Source organism: Actinomadura coerulea (genome assembly GCF_014208105.1).
GTDB classification, from domain to species: Bacteria; Actinomycetota; Actinomycetes; order Streptosporangiales; family Streptosporangiaceae; genus Spirillospora; species Spirillospora coerulea.
Map to the genome: position 1 here is coordinate 4,628,186 of NZ_JACHMQ010000001.1, position 14,707 is coordinate 4,642,892.

Sequence of the window (14,707 nt, forward strand, 5' to 3'; positions counted from 1 at the left end):
GGCGGGCGCTCCGTCCGGCCGCCGCGACAGCATGACGAACAACGGGGGGAAACTTGTGATCGCGGAGCATTCCGTGATCGTGGCCCGAGGAATGGGTGTCCGCCGCGGGGGGCGGTGGCTCCTGCGCCCGGTGACCTTCGGCATGCCCGAAGGCGTGGTCGGCCTGGCCGGTCCACCGGGTGCCGGTAAATCCACTCTGCTGGCCACGTTCGCGACCTTGCGCAGACCGAACACCGGCGCGCTGCACATTCTCGGACACGACATCACGAACGCCGCCGGGCAGCGGGCCGCCCGGGCCGGAATCGGTTACCTGCCGGCCCGCTTCTCGCGCGCGGAGGGCATGACGGCCGGCGAGTTCGTCGCCTACGCCGCGTACTACAAGCGGACGAGCGCGTCCGCCGCGCAGAGCATGATCCGCCGCTTCGACCTCGCCGAGGCCGCCGGGACGGAGCTGGCGCTGCTGCCGCCGGACGTCCGGCTGCGCGCCGGACTGGCCGCCGCCTGCGTCCACGAGCCCGGCCTGGTGCTGCTCGACGACCCCTTCGGCGAGCTGTGCGCCGCCGCCGAACCCTGGCCCACGGGCGCCGCGGGTCCCGGACGGCACTCGCTGACCGCGGCCATGGCCGAGCTGATCCCCGTGCTGCGCACGCTGGCGCCCACCGTGGTCGTCACCGCCGACGCCACCGAGACGTTCACCGGCTGGTGCGACCGCCTGTTCACCCTCGCCCGCGGCCGGCTCGCCGAGCAGCCCACGCACTCGGCCGGCGCCCGCCGCGGCCGCTCCCCCGCCGACCGGCGCGGAGCCGCCGTCCCGCGCGGGGCGCTCAGTCCGCAGACCGTCGACGCGATGCCCGCGCGCCGCCCCGCCCGGCGCGCGCTGCCGCGGATGTCCCTGCCGCAGGTGTCCCTGCCGCCGCTCGCGGTGCCGCACCTGCCCCTGCCACAGCTCGCGAAGGTGCGGCCGGGGCGGTCGCCCGCCGAGAGCGCCACCGGTGTCTGACCTCGGGCGGGTGCTCCGGCTGGACGCCCGCCGCACGGCGCTGCTCGTCGCCGTGCCGGTCCTCACCGTGCTGGGGACGGCGGCGGCGTGCGTGTCGCTGAGCCCGGCGGTCGCGTACTGGGACAACAGCGTCGTCGCGCTGGTCAACGCCGTCCGCCTGATGGGCCCGGCCGCCGCGGGACTGGCCGCGTGGACGGCCGTCCGGGAACGCCCGCTCGACTACCTGCGCGACCTCACCGCCCGCTCCCCCGCGACGGGCGTGCTGTTCGACCTGCTGCTGCTGTCGTCCGCCGCGCTGGTCTCCTACGTCGTGGCCACGGCGGTGGTCGTCGCCGTCACCCTCGTGCACGCGCACGCCGGGCAGTCCCATCCGCTCGGCGTGGTCTCGGGCGCCGGGGCGCTCGTCCTGCACGTCGTCGCGGGCTACCTGACGGGGCGCGTCGCGCCCCACCGCGCCACCGCGGTCCTCGTCCTCGCCGCGACCTCCCTGTGGGCCGCTCTGCGCATCCCCGGAATGTCCTGGTGGAGCCTGCTGCCCCCTGCCGCGTTCTCCCGGGTCCAGCTGTTCACCACCCTGCGTCCCGAGGTGTTCGCCGTCCAGATCCTCTGGGCCGCCGGGCTGACCACCGCGCTGATCCTCGGCTACGTGATGTGGGCGACGCGGCGGTTCCTGCTCGTCCTGCCCCTGGCGGTCGCGCTGGCCGCGACCGTCTCCGCCACCCTCGCGCTGCACCGCTCCGGCGGGACGGTCGCGCCCGCCCAGGCCGAGCCGGTGTGCCGGAGGTGGCCCCTCACCGTCTGCGTGCACCCCGCCCTGCGGGACGCGCTGCCCCAGCTGATGGCGGCGGCGACCCCGCTCGCCGCGCGGCTGAACGGCACGCCCGGCGCCTTCACGATGGTGGAGCAGCGCCCCGTCTGGATGCCCGTCACGGTGGTGAACGGCGTCGCCGCCGTCCACCTCGACGAGGACCTCGCGCCCGGATACGCCTCCCGGGCCGTCAGGCAGATCAGCGAGGCCCTCAAGGACCAGGAGGCCTGCGCGGCCGGCGACGGCTACCGCGCACTGGTCGACGCGTGGCTTCTCGGCGACGAGCCCCCGGCCGCCGCCGGCACGCGCGCGGGGCACCGCTTCGCGTCCTGGACCGAGCAGCGGCGGCGCGACTGGCTGCGGCTCCACTTCGCCGAGTACCGCGCCTGCGCGCTCGGCCCGCGGGACTTCCGCGCCCCCCGCACCGCCGAGAGCCGCCTCTACGCGGCCCTGGACACCCGGCCTGCGTGACCGCGGCAGGACCCCCCGGCCGACCGCGGTCACGCAGGAGGTCAGGCGCCCCGGCCGGCGAGCTCCGGCTCGGCGGCGGGCCGCGTCCAGTGCCGCTCCACGAAGAACGGCGCGACGGGCAGGACGGCGGCGCCGAGCGCGAGGACCGTGCGCTTGAGGTCCCAGCCGAGCTGCTCGCGGACGAGGAAGACCAGGCCGACGTAGGCCATGAACAGGACGCCGTGCACCGGCCCCATCACCTGCACGCCGACCGGCGCGTCCGCTCCGTACTTCAGCGGCATCGCGACCAGCAGCAGCAGGAGGAACGAGAACGCCTCGGCGACGGAGACGAACCGGAAAGCACGAATGATGTCCACGCCCCGCTCAACGGCACGGCATCGGCGCGCGGTTTCCGCGCCGGATATGGCGTTGCTCACACACCGCTCACCCCGTGCTCACCCGGCGCTCACGCGACCGTGCGCAAACCGTGACGTATGCGGACCCCGGCGGACCTCTAGTGTGTCCGCGTGGACTGGAGCCTGCTGACCTGCGCGCGCAAGGGACACATCACCTACGCGCCCGACGAGGAGAGCCTGCGCGAGCGGCTCGTCGTCTCGTCCCCCATCGGCGCCGCGTGGCGGTGCCTGCGCTGCGGGACCTACGTGCACGGCGAGCCGCACGGGACCGGCCCGGCCGACCGGGCGCCGCTGGTCAAGCGCGGCCGGGAGTTGCGCGACGCCTTCATCATGCGGTTCTTCGCGGTGGAGCGCGGCATCCGCGGCCTGATCGTGCTGGTCGCCGCCTACGGGGTGTGGCGCTTCGCCGGCAGCCGCGGCTCGATCGAGCGGATCTTCGAGAAGGAGATCCCGCTGCTGCGCCCCATCGCCGAGCAGGTCGGCTGGGACCTCGACCACTCCAAGGTCGTCACGTCCGTCCGGCACGTGTTCGACCTGGACGCGCGGACGCTGCGCTGGCTGGCCGTCGGCCTGATCGTCTACGGCGCGATCGAGCTGATCGAGGCGGTCGGGCTGTGGCTGCTGAAGCGCTGGGGCGAGTACTTCGCGGTCGTCGCGACGTGCTTCGGGCTGCCGATCGAGATCTACGAGCTGGTGGAGAGGGTCACCGCGCTGCGCATCGGCGCGCTGGTGCTCAATACCGGTCTCATCGTCTACATCGTCGTCACCAAACGGCTATTCGGCGTGCGGGGAGGCAGAGCCGCCCACGAGGCGCATCTGCGCAGCGAGTCGCTGATCGAGGTGGAGCACGCGACCCACGAGTCGGACCTGCGGCACCCGTCCCCGCACGAGCCCGAACCCGCCGGATGAGGTAGCGGACGCCGCTGCCGGGAATGTCGGATACATGGCTCGCTCGGAAACGAAGAACGACGCGAAGAACGACGCGAAGAACGACGGGAAGAACGACGCGAAGAACGACGGGAAGAACGACGCGCCCGTCAAGTCCCCCGGCCGGTCCCGCCCCCCGCGGCGCGGCCTGCTCACCCCGGTCGCGATCATCGTCGCCACCGTCGCGCTCGTCCTGGTCGCCCAGCAGGCGCTGCACGGCCTCCCCCACTGGCTCAACCCGTTCAAGGTGGAGACGAAGGACCGCAGCGGTCCCGTCCTGCTGAAGTCGATCCGCGACCTGCACCGCTACGAGGCGGCGAGCGGCAACTTCCAGGTCGTCGTGGACCTGGAGAAGGACGCCAAGTTCCTGCCGTCCTCGCTGCGCGGCAAGCGGACCCTGTTCGTCGGCAACGGCTCGGTCGACGCCTACGTGGACTTCTCCCGGCTCGGCTCGGGCGCCCTCAAGGTGAACGCGGACCGGACGGTGGCGACGGTCACCCTGCCGCCCGCGCAGCTGGAGAAGACGAACCTCGACACGAAGAACAGCTACGTCTACGCGACCCAGCGCGGCGTCTTCGACCGCTTCGGCGACTTCTTCAGCAGCAACCCGAACAACCAGCAGCAGCTCTACGTGCTGGCGTCCCAGAAGATCCAGACGGCCGCGGCCCAGAGCGGCCTGAAGCAGCGCGCCGACGCCAACACGAAGTCGATGCTGGAGAACATGCTCAAGGCCCTCGGCTTCACCACGGTGACCATCACCCCCGCCCCCCAGTGAGGCGCACAGACATCAGCCACCACCGCAACCCCGCAACGACCTGAACACCCGCGATCGCGTCCGAAGGCGGATTCGAGCTTGCGAGAATCCGATCGCGCGGCGAGCCGCAAGGCGAGCCGGAGCGATGCAGCGATCGCCCGTGGTCCGATCCGGCGCGAGCCGCTAGGCGAGCGCCGGAGTCGGAACACGAATGAGCACGGCATCTCCCTGGCCGCCGCCGCCGCACAGCGCGGCGGCGCCGGTGCCGCCGCCGCGGCGCTTCAGCTCGTAGGCCAGGTGCAGGACGATGCGGGCGCCCGACATGCCGACCGGGTGGCCGACCGCGATGGCGCCGCCGTTGACGTTGACCTTCTCGGGGCCGACGCCGAGGTCGCGCATCGACTGGATGCCGACGGAGGCGAACGCCTCGTTGATCTCGATGAGGTCGAGGTCGTCGACGGTGAGGCCCTCCTTGCCGAGGGCATGCTTGATCGCGTTGGACGGCTGGGACTGGAGCGAGTTGTCCGGCCCCGCGACGTTGCCGTGCGCGCCGATCTCGGCGAGCCAGGTGAGGCCGAGCTCCTCGGCCTTGGCCCTGGACATCACCACGACCGCCGCGGCGCCGTCGGAGATCTGCGAGGACGAGCCGGCGGTGATCGTCCCCTCCTTGCTGAACGCCGGGCGCAGCCTGGCCAGGCCCTCGGCGGTGGTGTCGCCGCGCACGCCCTCGTCGGCGGAGAACACGACGGGCTCGCCGCGCCGCTGCGGGATCTCGACCGGGGCGATCTCCTCGTCGAACACGCCGTTCTTGATCGCCTCGGCGGCGCGCTGGTGGGAGCGCGCGGAGAACTCGTCCTGCTCCGCGCGGGAGATGCCGAGCTTCGCGTTGTACCGCTCGGTGGACTCTCCCATGGAGACGCCGTCGAAGGCGTCGGTGAGGGCGTCGTGGGCCATGTGGTCGAGGACCTCGACGGAGCCGTACTTGTAGCCGCCGCGCGACTTCGGCAGCAGGTGCGGGGCCTGGGTCATCGACTCCATGCCGCCCGCCACCACGATGTCGAACTCGCCCGCCCGGATGAGCTGGTCGGCCAGCGCGATCGCGTCCAGCCCGGAGAGGCAGACCTTGTTGATCGTGATGGACGGGACGCTCATCGGGATGCCCGCCTTGACCGCCGCCTGCCGGGACGGGATCTGGCCCGCGCCCGCCTGCAGCACCTGGCCGAGGATCACGTACTGCACCTGGTCGCCGGACACCCCGGACCGCTCCAGCGCCGCCTTGATCGCGTGCGCCCCGAGGTCGGCCGCGGAGAAGTCCTTCAGCGAGCCCATCAGGCGCCCGACGGGGGTGCGCGCTCCGGCGACGATCACGGACGAGGTGGTCATGTGGGGGCCTCCAGGGTGGTGCTGCGGCGACGTTTGCCACGATACCCACGGGAGCGGCGTTCGGTTCCGTTCGCCCCCGCCTGGCCGTCCGAGGAGGGACAAAGCCCATGCTGACCCGTATCGACCACATCGGCATCGCCTGCCGCGATCTGGACGCGACCGTCGAGTTCTACAAGGCCACCTACGGCTTCACCGACGCGCACTTCGAGGTGAACGAGGAGCAGGGCGTGCGGGAGTGCATGCTCAAGATCAACGACACGGGGGACGGCGCGGCGAGCTACCTGCAGCTCATCGAGCCGATCCGGGAGGACTCGGCCGTCGCCAAGTGGATGGAGAAGAACGGCGAGGGCGTCCACCACATCGCGTTCGGGACGGACGGGACGGTCGCGGACGAGGCCGCGGGGATCGCGGGCAAGGGCGTGCGCGTGCTGTACGACGCGCCGCGCAACGGATCGATGGGTTCCTTGATCAACTTTTTGCACCCCAAGGACTGCCACGGCGTCCTGACGGAGCTGGTCCAGAAGCGCCCGGACGCCGAATGATCTTGTACGCCGGGCCTCGCGGGGGTGCGCCAGGATCGTGACGTGTTCGATATCACGGTCACGCGGCGCGCGGCCTGGACCGCCGCTCTGTGACCGTTCGGACACATCTGGTGTATTTGCACCCCCCACACCTGGGCCGCTGCGGGCTGGTCACATGCTCGAACAAAAGGGACATTCCACGCAGCGCGTCAAGATGAGCCCCCAACACGGCAGTGTCCGGAGTACGCTTCATTCGCCGGAAGAGGTCTGGGGCAAGTGCGTCCGTCATGCCAGGCGATCAACCGGTCCCCGGAACCACCCGTAGCCCCGTCACATCAGGATTGAGCCACATGCAGTCCGACATCGACGCCCAGCTCAGCAACTTCTTTGAAGACACGCCCCCGCGCGAGTTCGACGTGGTGCTTCGCGGCTACGACCGGCACCAGGTCGACGAGCACATCAAGCAGCTCGACAACGAGGTGCGGCAGACCCGCGAGCAGACCCAGGCCCTGCAGCGCGAGCTGTCGGACGCCCACCGGCAGCTGCAGGAGCAGGAACGTCCGACCTACTCCGGCCTCGGCGCCCGCATCGAGCAGCTGCTCCGGCTCGCCGAGGAGCAGGCGACCGAGCTGGTCCAGGCGGCCCGCTCGGAGGCGAACGAGATCAAGGCCGCGGCCAAGGTCGACGCCGCCGAGCAGCGCGCCACCGCCGAGAACGACGCCTCCGAGCTGCGCGCCAACGCCCAGCGCGAGGGCGACGACATGCGGCAGGCGGCCGAGCGGGAGGCCGAGGAGGTGCGCACCTCCGCCCGTCGCGAGGCGGACGAGCTGACCTCCACCACCGAGCGCGAGGTCGCCAAGCTGCGGGCCACCGCCGACCACGAGGTCGCCGAGAAGCGCGCCGCCGCCGAGCGTGAGATCGCCAAGCTGCGCACCACCACCGAGCGCGAGGTGGCGCAGCTGCGCGCGTCCACCAAGCGGGAGCGCGACGAGATCCTCACCACGGCCAAGCGGCAGGCCGACGAGATGCGGGCCCAGGCCCAGCGCATCCTGGAGGAGAGCGAGGCCCAGCGCGCCCAGGCCGAGGCCGAGTTCGAGATCCAGCTCGCCGCCCGCCGCGAGGAGGCCGACCGGCAGGACGCCGAGCGCCACTCCGCCGCCCAGGCCGCGACGCAGAAGCTCGTCGCCGAGGCCGAGCAGCGCGCCGCGTCCGCCGAGCAGCGCGCCGCGAAGGCGACGCAGCAGGCCGAGCAGACCCGGCGCGAGGCCGACTCGCACGCCAAGCAGCTGATGGCCAACGCCCGCAAGAACTCCGACAACGTGATCGCCGAGGCCAAGTCGCAGGCCGAGCAACTGCTCGCCGAGACCAAGTCCGAGGCCGACCGCGTCCGGACGGCGGCGCAGCGCCAGGTCGACGAGCTCACCCGCCAGCGCGACAGCATCACCAGCCACCTCAACCAGCTGCGCCAGCTGATCGGCGGCGTCGCGCCGACGATGAGCCCCGAGCCCGAGCTCGCCGCGCCTCCGGAGAAGGCCGCGATCCCGGCGGCCGAGCCGAAGCCGGCCCCGGCGCAGCAGGCCCAGCCGAAGCAGCAGCCGGCCGCCAAGGCCGCGCCCGCCAAGCCGGCCCAGGCCAAGAAGTCCGAAGAGGACGACGAGGACTGGTGGCAGGAGTGACCCCTTAACGGTCGGGCATGACGGGAAGCCTGGAGGCGGTGAAACGCCTCCGGGCTTTCCGTCGTCTCAACCCCGTAGACGCACGACAGAGGAGAGCGGCGTGCCCGACGAGACCCCCCAGCACGACGGCCGCGAGCCCGCCCCCGGCGAGGCGCGGTCCGCGACCGGCCGCCGGGTCCCCGCGCCGGCTCCCCCCGCCGACGAGACGGACCGCGCCGGCGACACGTCCGGCGAGACCGGCCCCGGCGAGAGCGGCACAGCGGGGACCGGCTCCGGCAAGAGCGACCCCGGCGGGAACGGCTCCGCCAAAACCGGTTCCAGCGAGAGCGGCCCCGGCGAGGACGGCGCTGTCGCGCCGAGTGGCGCGTTGAAGCCCGAGGAGATCGAGCAGCCCGTGGGGGAACGCGACCCGGCGACCGGTGCCCCGGTCACCCTTCCGGCGGTCCAGTCGGCCACCGAGCCGGTGCCGCCCGAGCCCGGCGCGCCCGACCCGGCGCACGACGTCGAGCAGCGCAAGCGCGAGGCCGGCGTCGACCACCTGTTCCCGTTCGGCAAGCCCGGCCAGCCGCTCGGCCGCGCGCACCCGTTCGTGTTCGGGTTCACCGCGGCGCTCGGCGTCATCACCGCGTGGATGCTGGTGAAGGCCGCGACGAACGCCAAGTCGGTGCTCGTCATGATCGTGGTCGCGATGTTCCTCGCGGTCGGCCTCAACCCGGCGGTGGAGCGGCTGCGCAGGTTCGGCCTCCCCCGCGGCGCCGCGGTCGCCACGGTGTTCCTGATCGTGATCCTGTTCTTCGCCGGGTTCGTCGCCTCCCTCGTCCAGCCGGTGTCCGAGCAGGTCACCGAGCTGCGCCACAACATCCCCGAGTACGTCCAGCAGCTGCAGAACAACAAGACGCTGGCCGACTGGGACAAGCGCTACGGCCTGCTGGAACGCGCCGAGAAGACGGTCAACGGCGACGGCTTCCAGAAGGGCCTCACCGACACCGCCACCGGCATCGGCAAGGTCGCGATCAACGGCATCTTCCAGACGATCACGATCCTGATCCTGACCCTGTACTTCCTCAGCTCGCTGCCGCAGATCAAGACGTTCTTCTACCAGCTGGCGCCGCGCACCCGGCGGGCCCGCGTCGCCCTGCTCGGCGACGAGATCCTCGACCGGATCGGCGGCTACGTCGCCGGCCAGTTCACGATCGCGCTCATCGCGGGCGTGTGCTCGTACATCTTCCTGTCGATCCTCGGGGTGAAGTACGCGCTCGCGCTGGCGCTGATCGTCGCGGTGACCGACCTCGTCCCGCTGATCGGCGCAACGTTCGGCGCGGTGATCGTCTCCCTGGTGGCGTTCCTGACCGGGACCACGACCGACCTCATCGTGTGCGCGATCTTCTACGTCATCTACCAGCAGGTGGAGAACTACCTCGTCTACCCGCGGGTGATGAAGCGGACCGTGGACGTGCAGCCCGCGGTGACGATCGTGGCGGCGCTGGTCGGCGCGGCGCTGCTCGGCGTGGTCGGCGCGCTGCTGGCGATCCCCACGGCGGCCGCGATCTCGCTGCTGATCCGCGAGGTCGTCATGCCGCGCCAGGAGACGCTGTAGGCCGGGCTCGCCCGCGCCGGGGTCAGCGCGCGGTGCGGGCGAGGGCGGCGGCGAACTCCGCCACCGCCTGGTTGAACAGTTCGGGCTGCTCCACCGCGCACAGGTGGCCCGCGCGCGGGACGACCAGCATCTCGGCGTTCGGCATCGCCTCGGCCATGGCGCGGGCCTCGTCCTCGGTGGCCAGCGCGTCCTCGTCCCCGATCATGACGAGTGCGGGGGCGCGGACGCCGCGGAGCGTCTCGGTGGAGTCCGCGCGTCCCGCCATGGCGCGCTGCGCCCACGCGGCGGCGAGCGGCGGCGCCGCCTGGACGAGCCCGCGGACCCGCCCGTAGACCAGCGCCCGCTGCCGGTAGGTGGTGGGGCCGACGAGGCCGGGCAGCACCTCGTCCACGAGGACGCGGGTACCGCCCTCGGCCTCCAGGGCGCCGGCCTGCCGCAGCCGGTTCTCCCGGACGGGGGCCGTGTCGGCGGTGGCGCGGGTGGCGGCCAGCACGAGGCCGAGGACGAGGTCGGGGTGCCGCCGGCACAGCGCCATCGCCACGTACCCGCCCATGGACAGCCCGCCCACGACGGCCCGCCGCACCCCGAGCGAGCGGCAGGCGCGGGCGACGTCGTCGGCCATCGCGTCGACGGACGGCTCGTCGTCGCCCAGCCGGGAGCCGCCGAAGCCGCGCAGGTCCGGGGTGATGACCCGGAAGCGGCCCGCGAGGCCCTCGCGCTGGGCGAGCCACATCGCCGACGACAGCGGGAAGGCGTGCAGCAGCACGAGCGGTGTGCCGCTCCCTACGTCCCTTGTGTACAGCTGCACCGTCATTGGGCCATGGTCGCCCGCCGGCGCGGCCGGTGGGACGGAGTGGCCGCGATCGGCCGCACGTGTTTATCTGTCCGTTTCATCCCATTCGGTGGGGAGCGGGTAGGCGGCCGGCGCGACCCGCCTGACGATCTCGTTCAGCACGGTCCGGACGTAGGGCTCGCCCACCCAGAGGTGCTTGGCGTTGTCCACCGCGACCACCTCGGCCTGCGGGACCCGCTTGAACCGCTCCCGCGCCTCCGCCGGGCGCAGGTAGTCGTCGAACTCCGGCACCAGCGCCACGAGGGGCCGCCCGTCGGCGCCCCACGCGTCGAGGTCGGCGTCGCCGGCCCTCTTCAGCGGCGGCGACAGCAGGATCGCGCCCTCGACGAGCGGGTCGCGGCCCCACTTGAGCGCCAGCTCGGTGCCGAACGACCAGCCGAGCAGCCACGGCCGCGGCAGGTCGTGGTACTCGGTGTACTCCAGCGCCGCCGCCACGTCGAACCGCTCGGTCTCGCCGTCGCCGAACTCGCCCTGGCTCGTGCCGCGCGCCGACGTCGTCCCCCGCGTGTTGAACCGCAGGACGGCGAGGCCGGCGAGCGCGGGCAGCCGGAAGGACGCCTTGCGCAGGACGTGGCTGTCCATCATGCCCTCGGCCGTGGGCAGCGGATGCAGGCAGACCAGCGTCGCCACCGGCGGCCGCTCCGGCGGCAGCGCCAGCTCCCCGACCAGCTCCAGGCCGTCGGACGTGTGCAGCGTGATCTCCTCGCGCCGCGCCGGCAGCACCGAGGCCGCCCTGATCTCCGCCATCGATCCCTCTTCTCTCACTCGGCCGGGCGGCGTCCGCGCTCCGGACGCCGGTCGTCAGTACCGCGGGGCGTTGCGCGACCGCAGCACGCGCGGCGACCGGCGCGTCCGGGCCTGCCAGCAGGGCCGGTGCCAGTGCCGCCGGTCGTCGCCGCCGTCACCCGCCCGCCACGCGACGACATGGCCGACGCCCGGCGGGATCTCCTGGTCGCAGCCCGGGCAGCGGTACGGCTTGCCCGCCCCGGCCCCGGAGATCGACCGGACGATCCACTCGCCGTCCGGCCCCTCCTCGGTCTCCTGAGCCCACGAGGTGCCCCCGCCCCGGGCGGAACGTCCGGATGCGGCACGGCGATTCTTGCGGGGGCTCATGCCCTAAAGCATATGAACCCACAGCCACCTCCACGGGCCGCCCGAGACGTGACGGCGGGCTAGCGCAGGGGCTTTCCGGCCGTCGCGTGTTCCACGAGGAGGGGGGCCGGGGCCAGTGCCGGGTCGCGGGTCTCGGCGTGCAGGGCGCGCAGGACGGTCACGGCGCGGTCGGGGCCGATGCGGTCGAGGTCGGCGATGGGGCCGGTCGGGTAGCCGCAGCCCAGCGTCATCGCGGCGTCGATGGAGTCGGCGTCGGCGTATCCGGCGCCGAGCATGGCGGCGGCGTCGTTCAGGTACGGCAGGCGCAGGGCGTCCACGATGAACCCGGCGCGGTCGCGGCAGCGCACGACGGTGAGGCCGAGGCGCGCGAGGAGGCCGGCGGCGCGGTCGGCGACGTCCGGCGCGGTCGCGACCGTGGCGGACAGCTCCGCCAGGGCGCCGGCCGGGTCCGGAAGGTGCAGCCCGACGACGTCGGACGGGCGTCCGGTGGCCATGGCCTGCCGGATCGCGGAGCCGTCGACCGAGGTGACCGCGATGACCGTTCCGGGCTTGGCGGCCCGGACGGCGGCGGACAGCAGCGCCCGCGCGGCCTCGGGGTCCTCCGCGGCCTCGACGATCAGGTCGCATCCGGCCAGGTCCGCGGCGGAGTCGCCGACCCGCGCGCCCGCCCGGTCGCACAGCGCGGCGACCGCGTCCGCGAGCGGCCCGACGCCGACGACGCCCACGGTCGGCGCCGCCGCCTCGGCCGTCTCCTCCTCGGCGTTCCCCGACTTGTCGTAGGCGTAGAAGCCGCGGCCGGTCTTGCGTCCGAGCAGCCCCGCGGTGACGAGCTCGCGGAGCAGCGGCGAGGCCGCGTGGCGGCGGTCGCGGGACTCGGCGTAGATCGCGTCCAGCACCTCGAGGCAGGTGTCGAGGCCGATCAGGTCCATCAGGGTGAACGGGCCCATCGGCAGCCCGGCGCCCGCCTTCATCGCGGCGTCGATGTCGTCGCGGGTGGCGTGCCCGGTCTCCAGCATGGTCGCGGCCTGGTTCAGGTAGCCGAACAGCAGGCGGTTGGCGACGAACCCGGCCCGGTCCCCGATCGTGACCGGCGTCTTGCCGAGGCCCTCGACCAGCCCGGCGACCCGGGCGACGGCCTCCGGTTCGGTGAGGACGGTCCCGATGACCTCCACCAGCTTCATGACCGGCGCCGGGTTGAAGAAGTGCACCCCGACGATCTTGGTGGGGCGGCCGGTGGTGACCGCGATGTCGGTGACCGACAGGGACGAGGTGTTGGTGGCGAGGACGGCGTCGTCCCGGCACACGCGGTCGAGCTCGGTGAACACCGTGCGCTTCAGGTCGAGCCGCTCGGGGACGGCCTCGATGACCAGGTCGCAGTCGCCGAGGTCGGCGAAGTCGGTCGACAGCGCGATCCTGCCGAGGATCTCCCGCCGGGCCTCCTCGCTGAGCCTGCCGCGCTTGACGGCCCGCCCGGTCGAGGACTCCAGGTTGCCGCGCCCGCGCTCCAGCGCCTCCCGGTTCACCTCGATGCCGACGACCGCGAGGCCGCCCCGCGCCAGCACCTCGGCGATGCCCGCGCCCATCGTGCCCAGTCCGACGACCCCGACCCTGCTGAACGAACCACCAGTCATGAACGGCAGTCTTGCAGAGCGCTCGCCCGCCTCCCATCGCGGGTACGAGGGGGACGTGCGCCTCGGAATCTTCCTCCTCGCCGCCCGTTTCCCCGGCCAGGACGACGCCGCCGCCCTGTCCCGCACCGTCGAGGCCGCCCTCGCCGCCGAGCGCGCGGGGTTCGACGACGTGTGGCTCGCCGAGCACCACTTCATGTCGTACGGGGTGGTGCCGTCCGCGACCCTTCTGGCCGGGCATCTGCTCGCCGCCACCACGCTGGTCGACGTCGGGACGGCGGTGAGCGTGCTGTCCACCCAGCATCCGGTGGCGCTGGCCGAGCAGTCCGCGATGCTGGCGCTGCTGTCCGGCGGCCGCTTCCGGCTGGGCGTCGGACGCGGCGGGCCGTGGCGCGACCTGGAGGTGTTCGGCTCGGGCCTCCCCCGCTACGAGCACGGCTTCGCCGAATCCCTCGACCTCCTCCTGGCGTGGCTGCGCTCCGACCGTCTCGGCTGGTCGGGCGAGCACTTCGCCTTCCGCGAGGTGCCGGTCGTCCCGCGGGCCGCGGTGCCGCCGCCGGTGACGGTCGCCTGCACGTCCCCCGCGACCGAGGCGCTGGCGGCGGAGCGCGGCCTGCCGATGCTTCTCGGCATGCATGTCGGGCCGGACGAGAAGGCCGCCGCCGTCGTCCGGCACGGCGACCCGTCCCTGCCGCACGTCTCCACCCATGTGGCCCAGGTCGCCGACACGCGGGAGCAGGCGGTCACCGCGCTCATGGACGGGATGCCTCGCTGGCTCGGTCCCGGTCTGGAGGGATACGTCGCCGTGGACGACCGCCCGCGCCCGTCCCGCGACCCCGTCGCCTACACGCGCCTGATGTGCGACCTCCACCCGGTCGGCTCACCGGACGACTGCGCCGAGTCCCTCATCACCACGGTCGAGCGAACCGGCATCAGGCATCTGATCCTCCTGGTGGAGGCCGCCGGCTCCCGCACCGCCGTTCTGGAGAACATCGCCCGCCTAGGAGAGGAAGTCCTCCCGACGGTCCGCACCGCGACGCAGCCGACCGCGCGTTGACTTGCGGCGTGTTGCCCTTATCAGCGCTCGCAGAAGGGCAACACGCCGCAAGTCGACGGGGGAACGCGGCGGGTCAGCAGTCCCGGAGTTCGGGGGACTGGTTGAGGATCTGTTCGCGGGCCGTGACGAACGTCCGGTAGGCGGAGGAGTTCTCGGTGGGGAAGACCGCGACCCGGTGGCAGTTCTGGAACGCGAGTCTCACTCCGAAGTAACGCTCCAGCGCGCCCCGCATGGCGTCGCTCGCGAGGACGCGCAGGAGCTGGCCGCGCGCCTTCTCGTCCGGCGGCGGGGTGAGGTTGTCGGCGAAGTCTCCGCCGTCCACCTGGAGCCGGGCGACGAGGCCGCTGATCATGTCCCAGGCGTAGGGCAGGGAAGTCCTGATGCACTCGACGAAGTCCGCGTCGCCGACCTCGCCCTTCTGGGCCGTCTCCAGCAGTTCCGGGGTCACGTCGAGAGACATGCGGGGTCCTTTCGCAGACGGAGGATGAACACCCACCCGCCGACGGTAATCACGGACCCGGGAG

Annotated in this window: 15 protein-coding genes; 8 read left to right on the forward strand and 7 right to left on the reverse strand. The window is 72.9% G+C overall.

The genetic code is table 11. The features are described 5' to 3' along the window. Window positions 1-91: 91 nt before the first annotated feature. Both BKA00_RS21210 and BKA00_RS21215 read left to right on the forward strand, forming a co-directional pair. A complete protein-coding gene (locus BKA00_RS21210) occupies window positions 92-1,000 on the forward strand; it encodes an ATP-binding cassette domain-containing protein (protein ID WP_230298683.1) in 909 nt (302 codons plus the stop codon). Then, the gene (locus BKA00_RS21215) at window positions 993-2,279 is read left to right on the forward strand and encodes a hypothetical protein (RefSeq protein ID WP_185027565.1); all 1,287 of its coding nucleotides are present in this window, start codon (window positions 993-995) and stop codon (window positions 2,277-2,279) included. Before BKA00_RS21210 ends, BKA00_RS21215 begins: the two co-directional genes overlap by 8 nt. A gap of 41 nt (window positions 2,280-2,320) precedes the next feature. Here the strand turns inward: BKA00_RS21215 and BKA00_RS21220 are convergent, their stop codons facing one another. Then, entirely contained in the window at window positions 2,321-2,635 is a 315-nt protein-coding gene (locus tag BKA00_RS21220; protein WP_185027567.1) for a DUF3817 domain-containing protein, read from the reverse strand. A 150-nt stretch (window positions 2,636-2,785) separates the two neighbouring features. Between BKA00_RS21220 and BKA00_RS21225 the strand changes: the two genes are divergently transcribed. Continuing rightward, window positions 2,786-3,583, forward strand: a complete 798-nt coding sequence (locus BKA00_RS21225) for a DUF2127 domain-containing protein (protein WP_185027569.1) — start codon at window positions 2,786-2,788, stop codon at window positions 3,581-3,583. 34 nt (window positions 3,584-3,617) lie between these two features. After that, window positions 3,618-4,376: a DUF4230 domain-containing protein gene (locus tag BKA00_RS21230; RefSeq protein WP_185027571.1), complete on the forward strand. Its 759-nt coding sequence runs from the start codon at window positions 3,618-3,620 to the stop codon at window positions 4,374-4,376. Window positions 4,377-4,538: 162 nt separating this feature from the next. Here the strand turns inward: BKA00_RS21230 and BKA00_RS21235 are convergent, their stop codons facing one another. Continuing rightward, entirely contained in the window at window positions 4,539-5,738 is a 1,200-nt protein-coding gene (locus BKA00_RS21235) for an acetyl-CoA C-acetyltransferase (protein WP_221493245.1), read from the reverse strand. Between the two features lie 107 nt (window positions 5,739-5,845). Here BKA00_RS21235 and mce point away from each other — a divergent pair, with 107 nt between their 5' ends. From mce to BKA00_RS21250, 3 genes are all read left to right on the forward strand, one after another. Then, window positions 5,846-6,280, forward strand: a complete 435-nt coding sequence (mce, locus tag BKA00_RS21240) for a methylmalonyl-CoA epimerase (RefSeq protein ID WP_185027573.1) — start codon at window positions 5,846-5,848, stop codon at window positions 6,278-6,280. 329 nt (window positions 6,281-6,609) lie between these two features. Continuing rightward, a complete protein-coding gene (locus BKA00_RS21245) occupies window positions 6,610-7,935 on the forward strand; it encodes a DivIVA domain-containing protein (RefSeq protein WP_185027575.1) in 1,326 nt (441 codons plus the stop codon). 100 nt (window positions 7,936-8,035) lie between these two features. After that, entirely contained in the window at window positions 8,036-9,532 is a 1,497-nt protein-coding gene (locus tag BKA00_RS21250) for an AI-2E family transporter (protein ID WP_185027577.1), read from the forward strand. Between the two features lie 22 nt (window positions 9,533-9,554). Here BKA00_RS21250 and BKA00_RS21255 read toward each other — a convergent pair whose 3' ends face one another. The 4 genes from BKA00_RS21255 to BKA00_RS21270 form a co-directional block, all read right to left on the reverse strand. Beyond that, window positions 9,555-10,346 (reverse strand): alpha/beta fold hydrolase, encoded by a 792-nt coding sequence (locus tag BKA00_RS21255; RefSeq protein ID WP_185027578.1) that lies wholly within the window; start codon window positions 10,344-10,346, stop codon window positions 9,555-9,557. A 63-nt stretch (window positions 10,347-10,409) separates the two neighbouring features. Then, on the reverse strand, window positions 10,410-11,132 hold the full coding sequence (locus BKA00_RS21260) for an alpha/beta hydrolase (protein WP_185027580.1): 723 nt from the start codon (window positions 11,130-11,132) through the stop codon (window positions 10,410-10,412). 54 nt (window positions 11,133-11,186) lie between these two features. Further along, a complete protein-coding gene (locus BKA00_RS21265) occupies window positions 11,187-11,498 on the reverse strand; it encodes an ATP/GTP-binding protein (RefSeq protein WP_185027582.1) in 312 nt (103 codons plus the stop codon). Between the two features lie 59 nt (window positions 11,499-11,557). Continuing rightward, window positions 11,558-13,129 (reverse strand): 3-hydroxyacyl-CoA dehydrogenase family protein, encoded by a 1,572-nt coding sequence (locus BKA00_RS21270; protein ID WP_185027584.1) that lies wholly within the window; start codon window positions 13,127-13,129, stop codon window positions 11,558-11,560. A 55-nt stretch (window positions 13,130-13,184) separates the two neighbouring features. Here BKA00_RS21270 and BKA00_RS21275 point away from each other — a divergent pair, with 55 nt between their 5' ends. Continuing rightward, entirely contained in the window at window positions 13,185-14,183 is a 999-nt protein-coding gene (locus BKA00_RS21275; protein WP_185027586.1) for an LLM class flavin-dependent oxidoreductase, read from the forward strand. A 73-nt stretch (window positions 14,184-14,256) separates the two neighbouring features. Here the strand turns inward: BKA00_RS21275 and BKA00_RS21280 are convergent, their stop codons facing one another. Then, window positions 14,257-14,643 (reverse strand): SCO5389 family protein, encoded by a 387-nt coding sequence (locus BKA00_RS21280; protein WP_185027588.1) that lies wholly within the window; start codon window positions 14,641-14,643, stop codon window positions 14,257-14,259. Between the last annotated feature and the right edge of the window lie 64 nt (window positions 14,644-14,707).